Annotated in this window: 17 protein-coding genes; 3 read left to right on the top strand and 14 right to left on the bottom strand. The window is 68.4% G+C overall.

Annotation, left to right across the window (positions count from 1 at the left end; genetic code table 11):
* The first annotated feature begins 49 nt into the window (after nt 1–49).
* The 3 genes from EJJ38_RS00550 to EJJ38_RS00540 all read left to right on the top strand — a co-directional run bounded on the left by EJJ38_RS00550 (nt 50) and on the right by EJJ38_RS00540 (nt 3,473).
* Entirely contained in the window at nt 50–967 is a 918-nt protein-coding gene (locus tag EJJ38_RS00550; protein WP_127088165.1) for a 50S ribosomal protein L11 methyltransferase, read from the top strand.
* A 224-nt stretch (nt 968–1,191) separates the two neighbouring features.
* Nucleotides 1,192–2,466, top strand: a complete 1,275-nt coding sequence (locus EJJ38_RS20735; RefSeq protein WP_127088164.1) for a polysaccharide deacetylase family protein — start codon at nt 1,192–1,194, stop codon at nt 2,464–2,466.
* 302 nt (nt 2,467–2,768) lie between these two features.
* Nucleotides 2,769–3,473 carry a fumarylacetoacetate hydrolase family protein gene (locus EJJ38_RS00540; protein WP_127088163.1) on the top strand — a complete coding sequence of 235 codons (705 nt, stop codon included), beginning with the start codon at nt 2,769–2,771 and terminating at the stop codon, nt 3,471–3,473.
* Nucleotides 3,474–3,518: 45 nt separating this feature from the next.
* Here the strand turns inward: EJJ38_RS00540 and EJJ38_RS00535 are convergent, their stop codons facing one another.
* The 14 genes from EJJ38_RS00535 to nifV all read right to left on the bottom strand — a co-directional run bounded on the left by EJJ38_RS00535 (nt 3,519) and on the right by nifV (nt 16,212).
* Complete coding sequence (locus tag EJJ38_RS00535; protein ID WP_164738354.1) at nt 3,519–4,187, bottom strand: GntR family transcriptional regulator; 669 nt, start codon at nt 4,185–4,187, stop codon at nt 3,519–3,521.
* A gap of 37 nt (nt 4,188–4,224) precedes the next feature.
* Nucleotides 4,225–4,908, bottom strand: coding sequence for a DUF2848 domain-containing protein (locus EJJ38_RS00530; protein WP_127088161.1), 684 nt, complete (start codon nt 4,906–4,908; stop codon nt 4,225–4,227).
* Between the two features lie 156 nt (nt 4,909–5,064).
* Nucleotides 5,065–6,237, bottom strand: coding sequence for an ABC transporter substrate-binding protein (locus EJJ38_RS00525; protein WP_127088160.1), 1,173 nt, complete (start codon nt 6,235–6,237; stop codon nt 5,065–5,067).
* Nucleotides 6,238–6,260: 23 nt separating this feature from the next.
* Complete coding sequence (locus tag EJJ38_RS00520) at nt 6,261–6,989, bottom strand: ABC transporter ATP-binding protein (RefSeq protein ID WP_420836860.1); 729 nt, start codon at nt 6,987–6,989, stop codon at nt 6,261–6,263.
* Nucleotides 6,990–7,001: 12 nt separating this feature from the next.
* Nucleotides 7,002–7,763: an ABC transporter ATP-binding protein gene (locus EJJ38_RS00515; RefSeq protein WP_127088158.1), complete on the bottom strand. Its 762-nt coding sequence runs from the start codon at nt 7,761–7,763 to the stop codon at nt 7,002–7,004.
* A complete protein-coding gene (locus tag EJJ38_RS00510; protein WP_127088157.1) occupies nt 7,760–8,596 on the bottom strand; it encodes a branched-chain amino acid ABC transporter permease in 837 nt (278 codons plus the stop codon). The genes EJJ38_RS00515 and EJJ38_RS00510 overlap by 4 nt, the downstream gene beginning before the upstream one ends.
* Nucleotides 8,596–9,468 carry a branched-chain amino acid ABC transporter permease gene (locus EJJ38_RS00505; protein ID WP_127088156.1) on the bottom strand — a complete coding sequence of 291 codons (873 nt, stop codon included), beginning with the start codon at nt 9,466–9,468 and terminating at the stop codon, nt 8,596–8,598. Before EJJ38_RS00505 ends, EJJ38_RS00510 begins: the two co-directional genes overlap by 1 nt.
* A gap of 540 nt (nt 9,469–10,008) precedes the next feature.
* Nucleotides 10,009–10,296 carry a ferredoxin family protein gene (locus EJJ38_RS00500; RefSeq protein ID WP_127088155.1) on the bottom strand — a complete coding sequence of 96 codons (288 nt, stop codon included), beginning with the start codon at nt 10,294–10,296 and terminating at the stop codon, nt 10,009–10,011.
* 34 nt (nt 10,297–10,330) lie between these two features.
* A complete protein-coding gene (locus EJJ38_RS00495) occupies nt 10,331–11,638 on the bottom strand; it encodes an FAD-dependent oxidoreductase (RefSeq protein ID WP_127088154.1) in 1,308 nt (435 codons plus the stop codon).
* Between the two features lie 73 nt (nt 11,639–11,711).
* Entirely contained in the window at nt 11,712–12,770 is a 1,059-nt protein-coding gene (locus EJJ38_RS00490; RefSeq protein ID WP_245454043.1) for an electron transfer flavoprotein subunit alpha/FixB family protein, read from the bottom strand.
* A 122-nt stretch (nt 12,771–12,892) separates the two neighbouring features.
* Complete coding sequence (locus EJJ38_RS00485) at nt 12,893–13,747, bottom strand: electron transfer flavoprotein subunit beta/FixA family protein (RefSeq protein ID WP_127088152.1); 855 nt, start codon at nt 13,745–13,747, stop codon at nt 12,893–12,895.
* A 145-nt stretch (nt 13,748–13,892) separates the two neighbouring features.
* A complete protein-coding gene (nifW, locus tag EJJ38_RS00480; protein ID WP_127088151.1) occupies nt 13,893–14,234 on the bottom strand; it encodes a nitrogenase stabilizing/protective protein NifW in 342 nt (113 codons plus the stop codon).
* Nucleotides 14,213–15,007, bottom strand: a complete 795-nt coding sequence (gene cysE, locus EJJ38_RS00475) for a serine O-acetyltransferase (protein WP_420836859.1) — start codon at nt 15,005–15,007, stop codon at nt 14,213–14,215. Before cysE ends, nifW begins: the two co-directional genes overlap by 22 nt.
* Before the next feature lie 2 nt (nt 15,008–15,009).
* Complete coding sequence (gene nifV / locus EJJ38_RS00470) at nt 15,010–16,212, bottom strand: homocitrate synthase (protein ID WP_127088150.1); 1,203 nt, start codon at nt 16,210–16,212, stop codon at nt 15,010–15,012.
* Nucleotides 16,213–16,222 lie beyond the last annotated feature (10 nt).

The following is a 16,222-nucleotide window of genomic DNA, read 5'->3' as shown; positions in this document are numbered from 1 at the left end:
GTCCGCAGCTTGAAACACCCAAGCCCCCTCGGTTCCGGGACCTGCGAGAATGCTGGAAGGCCTGCTGCCCAACGACGCCACCCATTACATGCGTGTGGAGGCCTCGGAAGGCGAAACCCGTCGCATCGCCGACTTCATCGCCGAAACCTGCGACCCGGCCGAGGTGGCCGTGGCCAGCTTCGAGCTGAGCGAGGGCCACTGGGCGGTGGAAGCCTATGCGGGCGCCGCTTTCGACCCCGACATGCTGCGCGAACTGGTGGCGCTCGCCGCCGGAGACGCGCTTGCCGCCGCCACAGTGTTCGGCGCGCTACAGGAGAAGGACTGGATCGCCGCCTCCCTGGAAGGGCTCGCCCCGGTGCGGGTGGGGCCGTTCCACATTCACGGCTCCCATGACCGCAGCCGGGTGCCGGTGAACGGCATCGGCATCGAGATCGAGGCGGCCCTCGCCTTCGGCACCGGCCATCACGGCACCACACAGGGCTGCCTTGCCGCCATCGCCGACGAAGCCCGCAAGGGCCGCCCGCGCCGCATCCTGGACGTGGGCACCGGCACGGGCGTGCTGGCCATCGCCGCCGCGCGGCGGCTGCGCCGGCCGGTCTTGGCCGGAGACATCGACGTGGTGGCGGTGCGCACCGCCCGGGAGAATGCCCGGGCCAACGGCGCCGCGCCCTTCGTCACCTGCGTCCACGCGCCGGGCATCGATGCCCCGGCGCTGCGCATGGCCGGCCCTTACGACCTGATTCTCGCCAATATCCTGCTGCCGCCCCTCAAGCGGCTGGCACGCCCCCTGGCGGGCCTGCTAGCGCCGGGCGGACGGGTGGTGCTGTCGGGCCTGCTGGATTCCCACGCCAATGCGGCGCTCGCCGCCTATCGCGCCCAGGGACTCAAGCTGGTGAACCGGCGTTCCATCGAGGGCTGGACCACCCTGGTGCTCACCGCCGACGGCGCCGCGCCCCGCCGTCTCTGACACGCGGCGGCGCAAAACCATTCCGGGATCCGGCCCGGCCGGGAGGAAATGTCGCAGCCGCAGGCATTTTCAAGCGCCGGCTAGGCTGGAGCTGCCCCAAAAGCAACGCAGTCCTGCTCAATTACCCGTGGCGTGACGCCTCTTCACCCTTTATGCACTGAGTGGGGGACATAAGGGGTGAAACTCCTGTCTTGGTAAAGAAGGCCCGGCCCGTGAAACCCATTGTGACAGTGTCTGCATGCGCGGCGGCCGTCCTTGCGTTGGGCCTTGTTGCCGGACAGGTGCTGTTTTCCGATTCCAATTCGGCTGCGGCCAACGACACCGCGCCCGCTGCCTCCCAGGCGACCGCGCCTGCCGCGCCCGCGAAAACCGCTGCCAAGCCCGTCGCCGCCAAGCCCACCGTGCTGGCCGATGCGAGCCCCTCTCCGGCGCCCGGCGCCGCGACCCCGGGTTCGGTCCAGGCCGCAGCTCCCGCGCCCTTCTGGGGTCCCACGCCGGGCCAGGGGTCCGCGGGCAGCCTCGGTCTTCCCTCCCTGCCCACCATGGCGGCCCCCCCGCCGCCGCCCAGCGCGACGAGCGCTGCCGTGCCGCTCGAAGGGGATTCCGCCCCTCCCGGCATGCCCGCGCCTGAAATGGCCGCCGGCAGCGGCAACACCGCGCGCGGCCCCCGCGCCTATAATGCGGTGCAGACCGACAGCCCCTATGTGGCCATCACCTTCGATGACGGCCCGAACCCGGAAACCACGCCCAAGCTCCTCAAGATGCTGGCGGACCGGAACATCAAGGCCACCTTCTTCGTGCTGGGCAGCCGCGCGGTGGCCTCGCCGGAAATCCTGCGCGCCATGGTCGCCGCGGGCCACGAGGTGGCGAACCACTCCTGGAACCATCCGCAACTCACCAAGCTCACCGTCGCGGCCGTCGACAAGCAGATCGAGGACACCAATGCCGCGATCTTCGAGGCCACCGGCGTCAAGTCCGCTTATCTGCGTCCGCCCTACGGGTCCATGAACGGCACCCTCCAGCAGCACATCATCGACAAGTACCAGATGAGCTTCATCTACTGGTCGGTGGACCCGCTGGACTGGAAGAACCGCGACCCGAACGCCATCTACGACCAGATCATGCGCCAGGTGCATCCCGGCTCCATCATCCTGGCCCATGACATCCACCCCACCACCGTGGCGGCCATGCCGCGCGTGCTGGATGCCCTTCTGGCCAAGGGCTACAAGTTCATGACGGTCTCGGAGCTGATCGCGCAGGACAAGCCCGGCACGGCCAAGGTCGCCTCAGCCGTGCCCGCCGCCGCCCCGAAGAAGAAGGTGCGCCCCACCAACGGGACCACGGCCTCCACCGCCGCGCCCACCACCACGGGCAGCACCCGCCCCTCCTCCCAGCGCGGGCCGGTGAACATCTCCCCGGTTCCGGTGAACGCCTCCGGCGCCACCCGGCCGCCCGCCGCCGTCACCACCCGGCCCCCGGCCAGCGCCGGCATCTACTGACCGGCCGCACATGCGCGCCCGCTCAACGCGGGCGCGTTTACCCGTGCTCCCCTTTCCATCGCTAAGAGCGCTTCCCGTGCCCACGGTCCCGCACCGTGGCGGACTGCACGCGGCCACGGCATGGGCAGACACGGGCTTATGACCCCCCGGCCCCATGCCTCCCGTGCATTCAAAGCTCACGCCTTCCCACCGGACTGTCGCATTTTCCGGCAGATCTCGCGCCTGAATGTACACATTTTAGCGTTGACACTGGCGCTTATGTATACATTTTCAGGAGAGACGTTTCTGTTGGGGAGAAAGGCGTGACCAGCTCTGCCGCCTATGCCGTTGCGCCCGAAATCCATGCCCTTCCGGTAGCCGGGGGAGCCGAGCTTTTCGCCGTCCGCCGCATCTATTGCGTGGGCCGCAACTATCTCGACCATATCCGCGAGATGCAGGAGGCCGACGAGCGCGACCCGCCTTTCTTCTTCCAGAAGCCCACGGATTCCCTGGTCCAGAACGGCGCCATCATCCCCTATCCGCCCTATACGGACGATTATCAGCACGAGATCGAGCTGGTGGTGGCCATCGGCCGCGCCGGGCGTGACGTGCCTGTGGAGGCGGCGGAAGAGCTGGTGTTCGGCTATGCCGTGGGCCTGGAAATGACCCGCCGCGACCGCCAGAAGGAAGCGCGGGAACGGTCCTGGCCCTGGGAGATGGGCAAGTCCTTCGACCAGTCCGCCCCGTGCGGCCCCATCCACCCGGTGGCCGAAGTGGGCCATCCCCGGCGCGGCGCCATCACCCTCGCGGTGAACGGCACGGAGCGCCAGCGGGGGGATCTGGCGGCGCTCATCTGGAATGTGCCGGAAATCATCGCCAATTTGTCGCGGCAGTATGAGCTGAAGCCCGGCGACCTGATCTTCACGGGCACCCCGGCGGGCGTCGGCCCCCTGGTGCCCGGCGATCGCCTGGACGGGCGCATCGAGGGCCTGGGCACGCTGACCGTCACCGTCGGCCCCAAGGGCTGACGCAGGCGAGTTGACGGCATCGTCCCGGCCCGTGCCGGGACAGTGTCAGAGCTGGCGCTTGAGATTGTCCGCGAAGGACCGGATATGGGCGCGCACCGCCCCTTCGGCCGCCTCGGGATCGCGCGAGCGCAGGGCGTCCACGATGGCGGCATGCTCGTCCACCACGCGGCGATGATGCTCGGGCGCGCGCAGGGAGACGAACCAGACGCGCTGGGCGCGCTCATGCAGGTTGCGCAGGATCTCGCCCAGCACCGGATTGCCCGCCGCCGTGGAGATGGCGGCGTGGAACTCGCGGTCGAGGGTCATGAGCGTCACCACGTCCCGCGCCCCGGCGGCACGGGCGCCCTGCGCCACATTCGCGTCCAGCGCCACGAGCTGGGCGGGTTCCGCACGCTCAGCGGCGAGGCGTGCGCAAAACCCCTCATTGAGCAGGCGCACCTCCACCATGTCGCGGATCTCATCCTGGGTGATGGGCCGCACGATGATGCCCTTGCGCGGCAGCACCTCCACGAGGCCGTCGCGCATGAGCCGGTCGAAGGCCTGGCGCACGGGGGTCCGGCCATAGCCGAGGGTCGCGGAAACCGCCGCCTCGCTCAGCGCCTCGCCGGGCCGGAACAGGCACATGATGATGCGCTGCTTGATGGCGTCATAGGCCTCGTCCCGCAGGGAACGGGGGGCGGGCATCTCCATCACGTCCAGGGCCGCCATGTTCATCCTCGCCTCCTCCCCCACCATTCCCTTCAGGCGCCGCTCACCCCATGACCGGAAGCACAGCCACGTCATAGCTGTGGCGGATGACACGGCCGAGGACCGGGTCCTCCATCTCGAACTCGAACCGCGCGGCGGGGCGGATGCCCCCATGGGCCGCGAGCGTGCCGCACAGCATGGCGGCGTCCTTCAGCGGCGCGCCATAGCCCGCCATCACCTCGGCCGGCGGCAGCATGGAAGCCACCGACCCCTCCTGGTAGAGCACGCGCGCGCCGTCGATGACGGCATAGGCGCGCAGCATCAGCTTGTCCCAATGGCCGCTCACCTCGTCCAGCGCCCAGAGATCGCGCCCCACGGGCTTGTCGCACATCTGCTTGGACACGGTGATGTTGTAGGTCTCCACCTTGCGGTCCGTATGGTCGGAGCCAATGCCCAGATAGAGGCGCCCGCCGGATTCCAGCAACATGAACTCCACCTCGCCGGAGGAATCCGGCCCGGTGCATTCGATGGCGTCCGCCATGGTGAAGCGCGCGGCGGCGACGCGGTAATAGATGGGCGTGGAGGCGGGGCGGGGCACGCCCAGCTCCTCCAGCTCCCGGATATGCTTCTCCAGGGCCACCTTGTCGCGGCCGGTCCAGCCCGCGATCACAGCCGAGGCGAGGGTGAAGGTCTTCTCCTGGGACTTCCCGTCCGCATGGACGGTGAAGGTCAGAGACGTGCCGGGCATCAAACTCTCCATACGCATGGATGCTGGACATTGTCCTTGAAGGGGGGGGGCGGATCGGCGCGCCTGTCAGGGCTGTGGTGCGCCGATCCGCAGTGCCGCCGGAGGAAGCGAGGGCTGTCTCCTCCGCCGGCCGGCCTCAGGTTGCCGATGCCCGGATCAGTTGGGCATGCGGGTGTCGAGCAGGGTCCACTTCCCGTCCTTCACCTCCAGGATGTAGACGGGCTTCACCGCGTCGTTGTCGGTGAAGGAGATGGAGCCTTCGAGGGCGGGATAGTCCTTCAGCTTGGCCAGCTGGTCGCGGATCGCGGTGCGCTCCTCGGCGACCTTCGCCTTTTCGCCGGTGACGCCCGCGCGCTTCATGGCCTCCGAATAGAGATAGACGATGTCATAGACGGAGGCGTCCATCTGGTTCGGCTCGGTGCGGTTGAGGCCGGCGGCCTTGGTGCGCTTGCCGAATTCCTCGGTGAAGGCCTTGGTGGTGGCGTTCACGTCCGGGAAGAAGGTGGTGCCGATGGTGAGCTTGTCGCCGGCGCCGTCCATGCGGCGGGGCAGTTCGGGATCGGCGATGGTGGTGCCGCCGATGAGGCGCGTGGAGACACCCTGGCGCTTCAGCTCCTTGGCGAGGTTGATGGCGCCTTCCGGCGGGGAGCCGAGGCCCACCAGGTCGGGATTCATCTGCTTGAGCTGCGCCACCTGGGGCGAGAGATCGAAGGCCGCGAGCTGGAAGTCCACCGAGCCCTTCAGCGGGATGCCGTATTTCTCGAACAGCTTGGGGATCACCACCGTGCCGATGGACTTGGACACCACGTCGTCCGTGGCATAGGCGGCCGCGCCGGAGGCGGTGGGCAGCTTCTTGTCCTTCAGGGAGCCGATCACCTGGTCGATGACCTTGCCCTCGTCCGTGGTGTTGCGGAAGCCGTAGGTGAAGCCCTTGGTGAGGCCCGGCGCGGAGGAGGCCATGGACATCTGCGCGATGCCCTCGCGCTCGCCCACGGGGAAGGTGGTGCGCACCTCGGAAGAGGAGAACGGGCCGATGACGGCCAGCGCGTTGTCGTCCTGGGCGAAGCGGCGCAGCGCGGTGGTGGCCTGCTTGGGATCGCCGGCGGTGTCGAACTTCACCACCTTGATCTTCTTGCCGTTGATGCCGCCCTTCTTGTTGATCTCCTCCACCGCCATGTCCACCGCCACCTCATTGGTGTTGGCGAGGCTCACATAGGGGCCGCTCTTGGCCATCATGTAGCCAAGGACCAGCTCGCCGTCCGCCTTCGCGGCGCCGGCCACAACGAGCGCCGCCAGCATGGTGGCGCCCAACAGGAAACTGCGCTTCATTCTCGACACTCCTCTGAAGGTTTTCAGTGTTGGGCGCAGGCGGCTTCACCCTCGCCGAGATAGGCTTCCTGGAGGCGGGGATCGGCGGCGAGCGCCTTGGGATCCCCCGCCATCATCACCCGGCCCAGTTCCAGCACCGTGGCCTGGTGCGCCACCGAGAGCGCCTTGCCGGTATTCTGTTCCACCAGCAGGATGGCGAGGCCGTCCCGGTTCAGCTCGCGGATCAGGTCGAACAGCTTGGAGACGAACAGCGGCGAGAGGCCGAGGGAGGGCTCGTCCAGCATCATGAGGCGGGGCTTGGCCAGCATGGCGCGGCCGATGGCCAGCATCTGCTGCTCGCCGCCCGACAGGCAGGAGGCCGCCATGTGGCGCCGCTCCGCCAGATTGGGGAAGCGGCCATAGATGGCGTCGGTCTCCCGCCGCACCGCGTCGGTGTCCCGGCGCATGTGCGCGCCCAGCAGGAGATTCTCTTCCACGGTGAGCGAGATGAGGATGCGCCGGCCTTCCGGCACCAGCGCGATGCCGCGGGCGATGCGCTTGTGGGGCGGCTCGCCCGTCACGTCTTCGTCGGCGAAGGCGATGCCGCCGGACTTGGCGGGCACGGCGCCGAGAATAGCCCGCAGCAGCGTGCTCTTGCCCGCGCCGTTGGCGCCGAGCACGGTGACGATCTCACCCTCGCGCACGCTCAGCGAGACATCGGTGAGCGCCGGGATGCGGCCATAGGAGACCGAGAGGCCGGAGACGGAGAGCAGGGGCGCCATGGGTCAGTCCTCCCCGTCCGTGCCGATATAGGCTTCGCGCACCTTCGGGTCGCGTCGCACCACGGAGAGGGGGCCTTCGGCGATCTTCTCGCCGAAATTCAGCACCACCACATTCTCGCAGATGCTGTCCACGAAGTGCATGTCGTGCTCCACCACCAGCAGGGTGACGCCCTTGGCGGCGAGCGCCCTCAGGTGATCGCGCAGCGCATTGGTCTCGCTGGGATTGAGGCCGGCGGCAGGCTCGTCGAGCATGAGCACGCTGGCGCCGGCCAGGGTCGCGCGCACCAGATCGATGCGCTTCCGCACCCCATAGGGCAGCGCGCCGACCGTCTCGTCCGCATAGGCTTCGAGCCCGCTCTCGGCCAGCGCCGCGCGCGCCTCCCGCTTCCAGCGGTGGTTGGGGATGAGGCGGTAGGGGGTGAGCAGCGCGGCGAGCGAGGAGGCCCGCACATGCTGGCCCACCAGCAGATTCTCCAGCACCGAGAGGTGGGACATGAGGCGGATGTTCTGGAACGAGCGCGCCACGCCCGTGGAGATGCGCCGCCGCGAGGGCATATGCGTCACGTCCGTGCCGTTCACGGTGATGCGCCCGGCATCCACCCCGTAGACGCCGGAGACCATGTTGAACACGGTGGTCTTGCCCGCCCCGTTGGGGCCGATCAGGGCGGTGGTGCGGCCCTTGGGCACCTCGAAGGAGAGGTCGCGGATGGCCCGCACGCCCGCGAAGGACTTGCTGAGGCCCGAAATGGAGAGGGCGGCGCTCACGGCGTGACCCTCCGGCGACGGAAGAGGGTCATGAGGGACGTGGTGACGAGACCCTGCGGGCGCACCGCCATGAACAGGATGATGAAGGCGGCAAACACCGCGTAGCGCCACTGGTCGGAGGCCCGCAAAAGCTCCGGCACCAAAGTGAAGAAGGCCGCGCCCACCAGAGGCCCCCACACGGTCTGGGTGCCGCCGAACAGCACGTAGAGCACGGTGAAGACGGAGAGCAGCACGTTGAAATGCTGGGCCTCGACGAAATTGTAATGGTGGGCATAGAGCCCGCCGCCGAAGCCCGCCACCGCCGCGCCCAGCGCGAAGGCCGCCACCTGCATGCCGCGCACCGACACACCCAGGAGGTCCGCCACCGTCGCGTCGCTCTTCACCGCCGTGAGGCAGAGCGCGAAGCGGGTGCGGGAGATGTAGAGCATGAGCACCACCACGCCCGCCGCCGCCGCCCACACCACCTGGGGCGAGGCATAGTCGGACACGGGATAGCCCGCCGCCCCGCCCACCACTTCCAGATTGAGGAAGACGGCGGAGATGACCTGGCCCAGCGCGAAGGTGGCCATGGCGAGATAGATGCCGTGGGTGCGCAGCACGGGGATGCCGATGATGATCCCCATGAGGCCCGCAAGGCCGGAGCCCAGCGGAATGGCCGTCCACATGGACCAGCCATATTCATTGGTGAGGAAGGCCGAGGCGTAGGCGCCGATGGCCATGAAGCCGGCGATGCCCAGATTCAGCTGCCCCGCCGCCATGGGCAGGTAGACCGCATAGGCCGCCATGACATTGAAGGCGAGGACGACGAGGACGCCGGTGAGATATCCGCTCATCACAGCTTCTCCCGGCTCGCGGGGCGGCCCAGCAGGCCCTGGGGGCGCACAATGAGAATGAGGAGAAGGAGGCCGTAGACGGTGATGTTCACCATGTCCGCGCCGATGAAGGAGATGGACAGCACCTCGGCAAGGCCGATGAGCAGGCCGCCCAGCACCGCGCCCCAGATGGAGCCCATGCCGCCCACGATCATGGCGGCCACGCCCTTGAAGCCGACCCCCTCGCCCATGAAGGGGGAGACCTGCTGGTAGTTCACCGCGAACAGGATGCCGGCGAAGGCGGCGAGCAGCGCGCTCGCCACGAACAGCTGGGGCACGAGGCGGGAGATGTCGATGCCCATGAGGAGGGCCGTCTCGCGGCTCTCCGCCACGGTGCGGATGCGGCGGCCCGCATTGGTGGCCTTGAGGAAACGCGACAGCCAGAAGACCAGGGCCAGGGAGACCGCGAGGGACAACACCTGCGCCATGCCGATGACGAGACCGCCGATGCGGAAATTCATGTCCGGCAGAAGGGCGGGAAAGGCCTGCTGGTCGGAGCCGTACTGGATGAGGACCAGATTCTCCAGCAGCACCAGGAAGCCGAGGGAGGACACAAGGGGCACTTCGGGGTCCCCACCCTGCATGCGCCGATAGGCGAGCCGCTCCACCAGGAGCGAGATGAGGGCCGCCGCGAGCAGCGCCACGGCGAAGGCAAGGAACCAGGGCCAGCCCAGCTTCATCATGCCGAAGCTCACCATGCCGCCCACCATGAACAGGCCCGGCAGGGAGAAGTTCAGGAAGTTCAGCACCCCGATGGCGAGGGTGAAGGCCACCGCCACCAACATATAGATGGCGCCGAGCATGAGGCCGTTGACGATCTGCTGAGCGAGCATGGCGTCGCGGGGGCTCCCTGTGAGGCTGGTTGTGGACCCGTCCGCGAACCCGTCCGCGGCGATGAATTAGATAATAGACAAAGCTATTTTCCCGTCGCTCGCAAGCTGAAATTTCAGGCGTATTTCACTGCGGTCTCAGATGAGGGATAACCACGGCCATGCGGAATAAATATCTGGCGGTGCAGGATATTTACCGCATCGCATCATGCCCAAGAATCGGGCACGCGCGCTCATTTTGCAGACAGGAAGTAGGGCGGATTGAGGCGTCTCTCCCCGGCTCCGGCATCAGCCGCCATGGCACCGCCGGGACCAAGCGGGCGCGCAGAGACAAGGGCGGATGGACAGCGCGCAGATCCACACCCGACCTTATGGGCGTCATGGCGGGCCATGACGGCTGGCAGAGCGTTGATTGGGCCCGTCTTCTGACGGTCGAGCGCACTCTATGCCTGGGATACGCGAACGGGTTCGGGCACAGCATCGGCACCAAAATGGGACAAGCGTCATGCCCGGGACACCCCCAGGCATGACGCACCGGGATGGTCAGCCGAACTTGAACAGGACGCCGAAGCCGCCGCGCGGATAATTCCACTCGATCTCGCCGGACGGCTCGCACAGCACCCGGCAGGTGCCGCACTCGAAGCAGCCGTCGGGCACCACCTCCACCTGCCCGGCATCGTTGAGGCCGTAGCAGCCGGCGGGGCACAGGCGCGTCATGGCCAGCAGGTTCGCGGACGGCGCGGTGTGCGCGGCGACCCGGATGTGGGGGCGCCCCGCATCCACCAGATAGCGGTTCTGGAACAGTTTTTCCTCAACCCTCGGCGTGCTCATGGCGGTCTCCTTCGGAGGCGGGAACGGGGTTAGGTCAGCGCCAGGCGCGGGCGAGGCGGAAGGCGTCGCCGATCAGGCCGGGCCAGGAGCGGCGCTGCACGAAGCTGCGCCAGGTGGCCTTCTCCTTGTCGATCTTCGGCGTCCCGTCCACGCGCAGGAAATTCTGCGCGGCCTTGGACATAAGCTCCGGATAGGTGAGGAAGAAATTGCGCGACTGGGTGTGCAGCAGCGCGGGCATATCCTTGTATTTCTTCAGGTCCTTCATGACGAAGGACTCCTCCACCATGGTCTTGTAGAGGGCAAGGTTCGCCTTCGTGCAGGGCTCGCGGCGGCTCTTGATCTGGAAGATGGCCTCCGCCGCCAGCCGCCCCGTGGTCATGGCGAGGTTGGACCCCTCGCGATGGATGGCATTGTTGAACTGGGCGGCATCGCCCACCACCAGCCAGCCGTCGCCGTAAAGCTGCGGCACCGCGCGATAGCCGCCCTCGGGGATGAGATGGGCGGCATATTCCTTCACCTCCGAGCCCGCCAGGAGCGGGGCGATGGAGGGATGGCGCTTGAACGCCTCCAGCAGGCCGTAGGGTGTCTCCTGCCCGTCCCGGAAGTCGGAGACGAGGCAGCCCAGGCCCACCGAGATGGATTCCTTGTTGGTGTAGAGGAAGGCCATGCCGGTCATGCCCTTGGAGAGGGTGCCGGCCGCCTCGATGACGACGCCTTCATTCTCCTTGAGGTTGAAGCGGGCATCGATGGTCTCGGAGGGCAGGAAATGCATCTCCTTCACCGCCAGCGCCACCTGCTCGGCCTTGGGCACGGCGCGCAGGCCCGCGCGGGAGCCCAGGAGGCCGTTCACCCCCTCCGCGAGCACCACCACATCCGCATGCACGATGCCGCCCGTGCGGTCCGTGCGCACCCCGATCACCCGGCCGTAGGCGTCCTGGATCAGCTCCGTGGCGGTGGTCTCGCACAGCAGCGTCACCCCCGCCTCCTGCGCCTTGCGGGAGAGCCATTTGTCGAACTGGGCGCGGATGATGGTGTAGCGGTTGGGCCGCGCCTCGTTGAAGTCGTCGGAGCGGTAATGCATCCCCATGTGGGATGTGTCGTCCATCATCCAGAAGCGCTGCTCCAGCACATGGCGCTCCAGCGGGGCATCCTCGCGGAAGTCCGGCACCAGCTTTTCCAGCATGTCCGCATAAAGGATGGCGCCCTGCACATTCTTGGAGCCGGCATATTCGCCCCGCTCCAGTTGCAGCACCTTCAGGCCCCGTTGGGCGAGGGTGAGCGCGCACGCATTGCCGGACATGCCGGCTCCGACGACAATGGCGTCGAACGTCTCGTCGATCATCTTGTCCTCCTCAAACCATCGGCTCCGGTCTGCGACCGGTGCCAGGCGGGTTCGCTCAGGCGCCGCGCGGGCTTCACCCGGCGAGGCGGTCGCGGGAATGGGGCGACAGGCGGCGCCGGAACGCCTCCGTCAAAGCAGGCAGCAGGCGGATGGCGTCGGCCACGATGCCCACATGGGCGAAATCGAAGATGGGCGCGTTGGGGTCGGTGTTGATGGCGACGATCAGGTCCGCCCCCTCCACGCCCACGCGATGCTGGATGGCTCCGGAAATGCCCGCCGCGATGTAGAGCTTCGGGCGGATGGTCTTCCCGGTCTGGCCGATCTGCCGGTCGGACGTGATCCAGCCTTTCTGCACCAAGGGCCGGGAGCCGCCGAACTCCGCGCCCAGCACCGAGGCGAGGTTGCGCACCAGCTGGAAATTCTCCGCCGATTGCAGCCCGAGCCCGCCCGCCACCACCACGTCCGCATAGGCAAGGTTCGCCTGCGCCGCGTCGCGGTCGGGGATGAAGCTCAGGATCTTGGTGACGATGTCGTCCTCCGCCATGCCGAGGACATGGGGGATGACCCGGCCCACCGGACGCTCCACCCGCTCCGGCATGGACATGACGCGCGGGCGGATGGTCGCCATCTGGGGGCGGTAGTTCAGGGTATAGATGGTGCAAAGCAGGGAGCCGCCGAAGGTGGGGCGCGTGGCGCCCAGCGACTTGTCGGGGTCCACGTCCAGCTCGGTGCAATCGGCGGTGAGGCCGGTGAGCAGCGTGGTGGCCACCGAGCCCGCCAGATCACGCCCGAGCGTGGTGGCGCCCAGCAGCAGGATCTCGGGCTTGTAGGCATTCACGATGTCCGTGAGCGCCCGCGTATAGGTCTCGTTGCGATAATGGGTGAGGAGGGGATCCTCGCAGAGATAGACGAGGTCCGCGCCATAGCAGAAGGCTTCGGCGGCGGCGGCGCGCGTCGCCTCGCCCGGCGGCCCCGCCACCACGCCCGCCAGCTCGCAGCCCAATTTATCCGCGAGCTTGCGGCCTTCGCCCATCAGCTCCCAGGACACCGGGTGGACCTGCCCGCGCTCGATCTCGATGAAGACCCACACATGCTTGTAGGCCTTGAAGTGCTCGGGCAGCTCCTTCTTCATGCCCGCGCGGCCGCCTGCGGGCCGGGCGGGTACAGGTTTGGCGGGCGCGGGTTTGGCGGGGGTCCCGGGTGCCTCGCTCGTGGGTGCGTCGCTTATGGGTGCGTCGCTCATGGCGGTCTCCTTCAGTATCCCGCCGCCAGGCGGGCGAGGTCGGCCTCAAGGGCCGGGGCGCGGGTGAACAGGGCGTCGATCAGCACCTCGGCGGAGGCGGCCGCGTCACGCTCGGCGGGGGGCACCATCTGCGCCGTCTCGGCGCGGGCGGCGGGGGCGAACACGCGCTTCACCACGGTGGGCGAGCCGCGCAGGCCGCATTTGGTGAGGTCCTCGATGCCCGCATCCGCCGCGCTCCAGGTCACCACCTCCGCGCGGGCAGCGCGCAGCGCGTCGGCCATGGAGCCGCGCCGCATCTCGTTGGTGCCCTCCAGCATGGTGATGAGGCAGGGCAGGCGCGTGCGCAGCACCTGGACGCCGCCCTCCGCGCGCCGCTCCACCGTGATGGAGCGCCCCGCAAGGTCCAGCTCGGCGATGCGCGCCACATAGGTGAGCTGCAGTAGGTCCAGCCGCTTGGCGATGCCCGGCCCCACCTGCGCCGTGTCGCCGTCGATGGTCTGCTTGCCGGTGAACACGATGTCCGGTGCGCCGAAGGTCTGCGAAACCTTGGCGATGGCGGCGGACAAGGCGAAGGAAGTGGCGAGCGTATCGGAACCCGCGAAGAAGCGGTCGGTGAGCAGCACCGCCCGGTCGGCGCCATAGGCCAGCGCCTTGCGCAGGGAATCGGAGGCCATGGGCGGGCCCATGGTGAGCACCGTTACCTGCCCGCCATGGGCATCGCGCAGCCGCAGGGCCTCTTCGAGGGCGAACAGGTCATAGGGGTTGATGACCGTGGGCACCCCCTGGCGCATGATCGTGTTGGTCACGGGATGGACCCGGATCTGCGCCGAATCCGGCACCTGCTTGAGACAGACCACGATGTGCATGGCGGCTTCCTTCAACTGGCTCCGCCCTGTCCTTCGCATCACCCGTGCCAAACCTCAGACCGTTGAATTTCCTTGATTTTTAGAGCTTGAAACGCGACACCCCGCCATTGGCGGGGTGTCGGTGTCGGGTTTGCGACAGGATGCGTCAGGTGCGCTCCACGCTCTCGAACAAGGCCGAGAAGGGCACGAAGGCGGTCTTCGATGCGGGCGCCTGCGGGTCGCGCTCCTTCAGCACCTTGAACACCCGCTCGGCCAGAGGCGAGGAGCGCTCGAAATCCGCATAGGCGCGGGCGAGGGTGTCCCGGCAAGCCGCCTCGATCTCCGCGTCGGAGCGATCGGGGAAGGTCTCGCGGGCGAGATACTGGCCCATGCGCTTGAGGATATGCAGGCGCGCCACGTCCAGCACCTGCCGGTCATAGGGCACGCCCAGGCGGACAAAGAAGTCCTCCGCGCTGGACAGGCTCTTCAATTGCTCAAGGACACCCATGGCCCCTTCTCCTCTTCACAACAGACCGGCGCCCCGCCCGGCGTCCGCGCGGCCTCGCGCAGATGGGCGACGCGCGCCTCCAGGAACTCGATCCGGTCCAACAGCGAGGCGATGGCCTCGCCCACGGGGTCCGGCATGAGGTGATGTTCAAGATCGATGCGGCCGTCCCCCAGGCGCCGGCGGTCTTCCAGCGGCTTCACCACCCGGCCGGGAATGCCCACCACGGTCATGCGCGGCGCCACGTCCTCGATCACCACGGAATTGGCGCCCACCCGTGCGCCCGCGCCAACAATGATGGGACCGAGGATCTTCGCGCCCGCTCCCACCAGCACGCCGTCCTTCAGGGTGGGATGCCGCTTGCCCGGGCTCCAGGACGTGCCGCCCAGGGTCACGCCGTGATAGAGGGTCACATCGTCCCCCACCTCCGCCGTCTCCCCGATCACCACGCCCGCGCCGTGATCGATGAAGAAGCGGCGGCCGATGCGCGCGCCGGGATGGATGTCCACATTGGTGAGCGCCCGCGCCAGCCAGGACAGGAAACGCGCGGGAAACTTGAAGCCGCCGGTCCATAGCCGGTGGGACAGGCGCTGCCAGATGAGGGCATGGACGCCGGGATAGAGCAGGATCACCTCCAGTGTGGAGCGGGCGGCGGGATCGCGCGAGCGTACGCAGGCCACATCCTCCCGGATGCGCCGCCACAGGCCCACCGGCTCCGCCTGCGAGAGTGCCGCCGCCCGCGCGGCCCTGCGGCGCCCGCCTCCGCCCATGAGCATGGTCATGCGCCCACCGGCCGCGCCGGGCGGCGGCGCAGGGCCGCCTCCCTGAAGGCGTCCTCGTAGAATTCCCGCAGGATGGCGGGCGGCACCACACCCTTGGTGCGGGTCGCGAAGGCGCGCACCCGCTCCAGCACCGCGCGGCCGCGCTCCGCATCCACCTGCACGCCCTGGTCCGCCAGCGCCATCTGGATGGCGGCAAGGCCCGAATGCTTGCCGATCACCACAAGGTGGTCGCGGCCCAGCACCTGCGGGCTCAAAGCCTCATAGGTGCTGCGATCCTTCAGGAGGCCGGAGACATGGATGCCGGATTCGTGGGTGAACACATCCTCGCCCACAATGGCCTTGGCGCGCGGCAAGGCCCGGCCCGCCGCCGCGCTCACCTGGAGAGCGAGGGCGCGCAAGGCGCCGGGATCAATGCCGCATTCCAGCCGCGCGGTCTGGCGCAGCGCGATGGCCACTTCCTCCAGGGGCGCATTGCCCGCCCGCTCCCCGAGGCCCGTGACGGTGACGCTGGCATGGCGCGCCCCCCCCATCACCGCCGCCAGGGTATTGGCGGTGGCAAGGCCCAAATCGTCATGGGCGTGAAATTCCAGCTCCAGGTCGCTGGCCACCGCCACCCGCCGCACCAAGGCATGGGTGCTGAAAGGATCGAGCACCCCCAGCGTATCGGCGAGGCGCAGGCGGAAGGCGCCTGCCTTCTGCGCGGCGCGGGCAAGGCGGCAGAGGAAATCCGGGTCTGCGCGCGAGGCATCCTCGCAGCCCACCGCCACGGACAGGCCCAGCGAGCGGGCAAGGCCCACCACCCGCTCCACCGTCTCCAGCGCCCAGGCGCGGTCGCGGCCCAGCTTGCCCGCGAGCTGCGTGTCGGAGGCGGGGATGGAGAGGTTCACCGCGCTCAGCCCGGCGGTGACCGCCGCCATCAGATCGTTCTCGCTCATGCGGCACCAGGCGGCGATACGGGCGGGCAGCTTCAGCGAGGCGATGGAGCGCAGCGTCTCGATCTCCTCATCGCCCATGGCGGGGGTGCCCGCCTCGATCTCCGGCACCCCCGCCGCCACCAGGGCCTCGGCCAAAGCGAGCTTCTCCTTGCGGGAAAAGGCGACGCCGGGGGCCTGCTCGCCGTCGCGCAGCGTCGTGTCGTTGAGGAACACCGCGCGCCCGGCAGATGGGGGCCGAGGGCGTTCCGACACAGGGTCCAACATGGGCACCTCC

It is taken from the genome of Aquabacter cavernae, from assembly GCF_003993795.1.
In the GTDB taxonomy this organism is placed as follows: domain Bacteria; phylum Pseudomonadota; class Alphaproteobacteria; order Rhizobiales; family Xanthobacteraceae; genus Aquabacter; species Aquabacter cavernae.
Note: the sequence above shows the minus strand (reverse complement) of the source record. Positions and strands in the feature narration are given on the sequence as shown.

Bases quoted from the DNA above. Each gene is read 5' to 3' on its own strand.
- EJJ38_RS00510 (WP_127088157.1), bottom strand. From the start codon at position 8,596: ATGAGCGGATATCTCACCGGCGTCCTCGTCGTCCTCGCCTTCAATGTC.
- EJJ38_RS00530 (WP_127088161.1), bottom strand. From the start codon at position 4,908: ATGCCCGGCACGTCTCTGACCTTCACCGTCCATGCGGACGGGAAGTCC.
- cysE (WP_420836859.1), bottom strand. From the start codon at position 15,007: ATGCTCATGGGCGGAGGCGGGCGCCGCAGGGCCGCGCGGGCGGCGGCA.
- EJJ38_RS00525 (WP_127088160.1), bottom strand. From the start codon at position 6,237: ATGAAGCGCAGTTTCCTGTTGGGCGCCACCATGCTGGCGGCGCTCGTT.
- EJJ38_RS00500 (WP_127088155.1), bottom strand. From the start codon at position 10,296: ATGAGCACGCCGAGGGTTGAGGAAAAACTGTTCCAGAACCGCTATCTG.
- EJJ38_RS00505 (WP_127088156.1), bottom strand. From the start codon at position 9,468: ATGCTCGCTCAGCAGATCGTCAACGGCCTCATGCTCGGCGCCATCTAT.
- EJJ38_RS00550 (WP_127088165.1), top strand. From the start codon at position 50: ATGCTGGAAGGCCTGCTGCCCAACGACGCCACCCATTACATGCGTGTG.
- EJJ38_RS00490 (WP_245454043.1), bottom strand. From the start codon at position 12,770: ATGAAGAAGGAGCTGCCCGAGCACTTCAAGGCCTACAAGCATGTGTGG.
- nifV (WP_127088150.1), bottom strand. From the start codon at position 16,212: ATGTTGGACCCTGTGTCGGAACGCCCTCGGCCCCCATCTGCCGGGCGC.
- EJJ38_RS00535 (WP_164738354.1), bottom strand. From the start codon at position 4,187: ATGAACATGGCGGCCCTGGACGTGATGGAGATGCCCGCCCCCCGTTCC.
- EJJ38_RS00485 (WP_127088152.1), bottom strand. From the start codon at position 13,747: ATGCACATCGTGGTCTGTCTCAAGCAGGTGCCGGATTCGGCGCAGATC.
- nifW (WP_127088151.1), bottom strand. From the start codon at position 14,234: ATGGGTGTCCTTGAGCAATTGAAGAGCCTGTCCAGCGCGGAGGACTTC.
- EJJ38_RS00495 (WP_127088154.1), bottom strand. From the start codon at position 11,638: ATGATCGACGAGACGTTCGACGCCATTGTCGTCGGAGCCGGCATGTCC.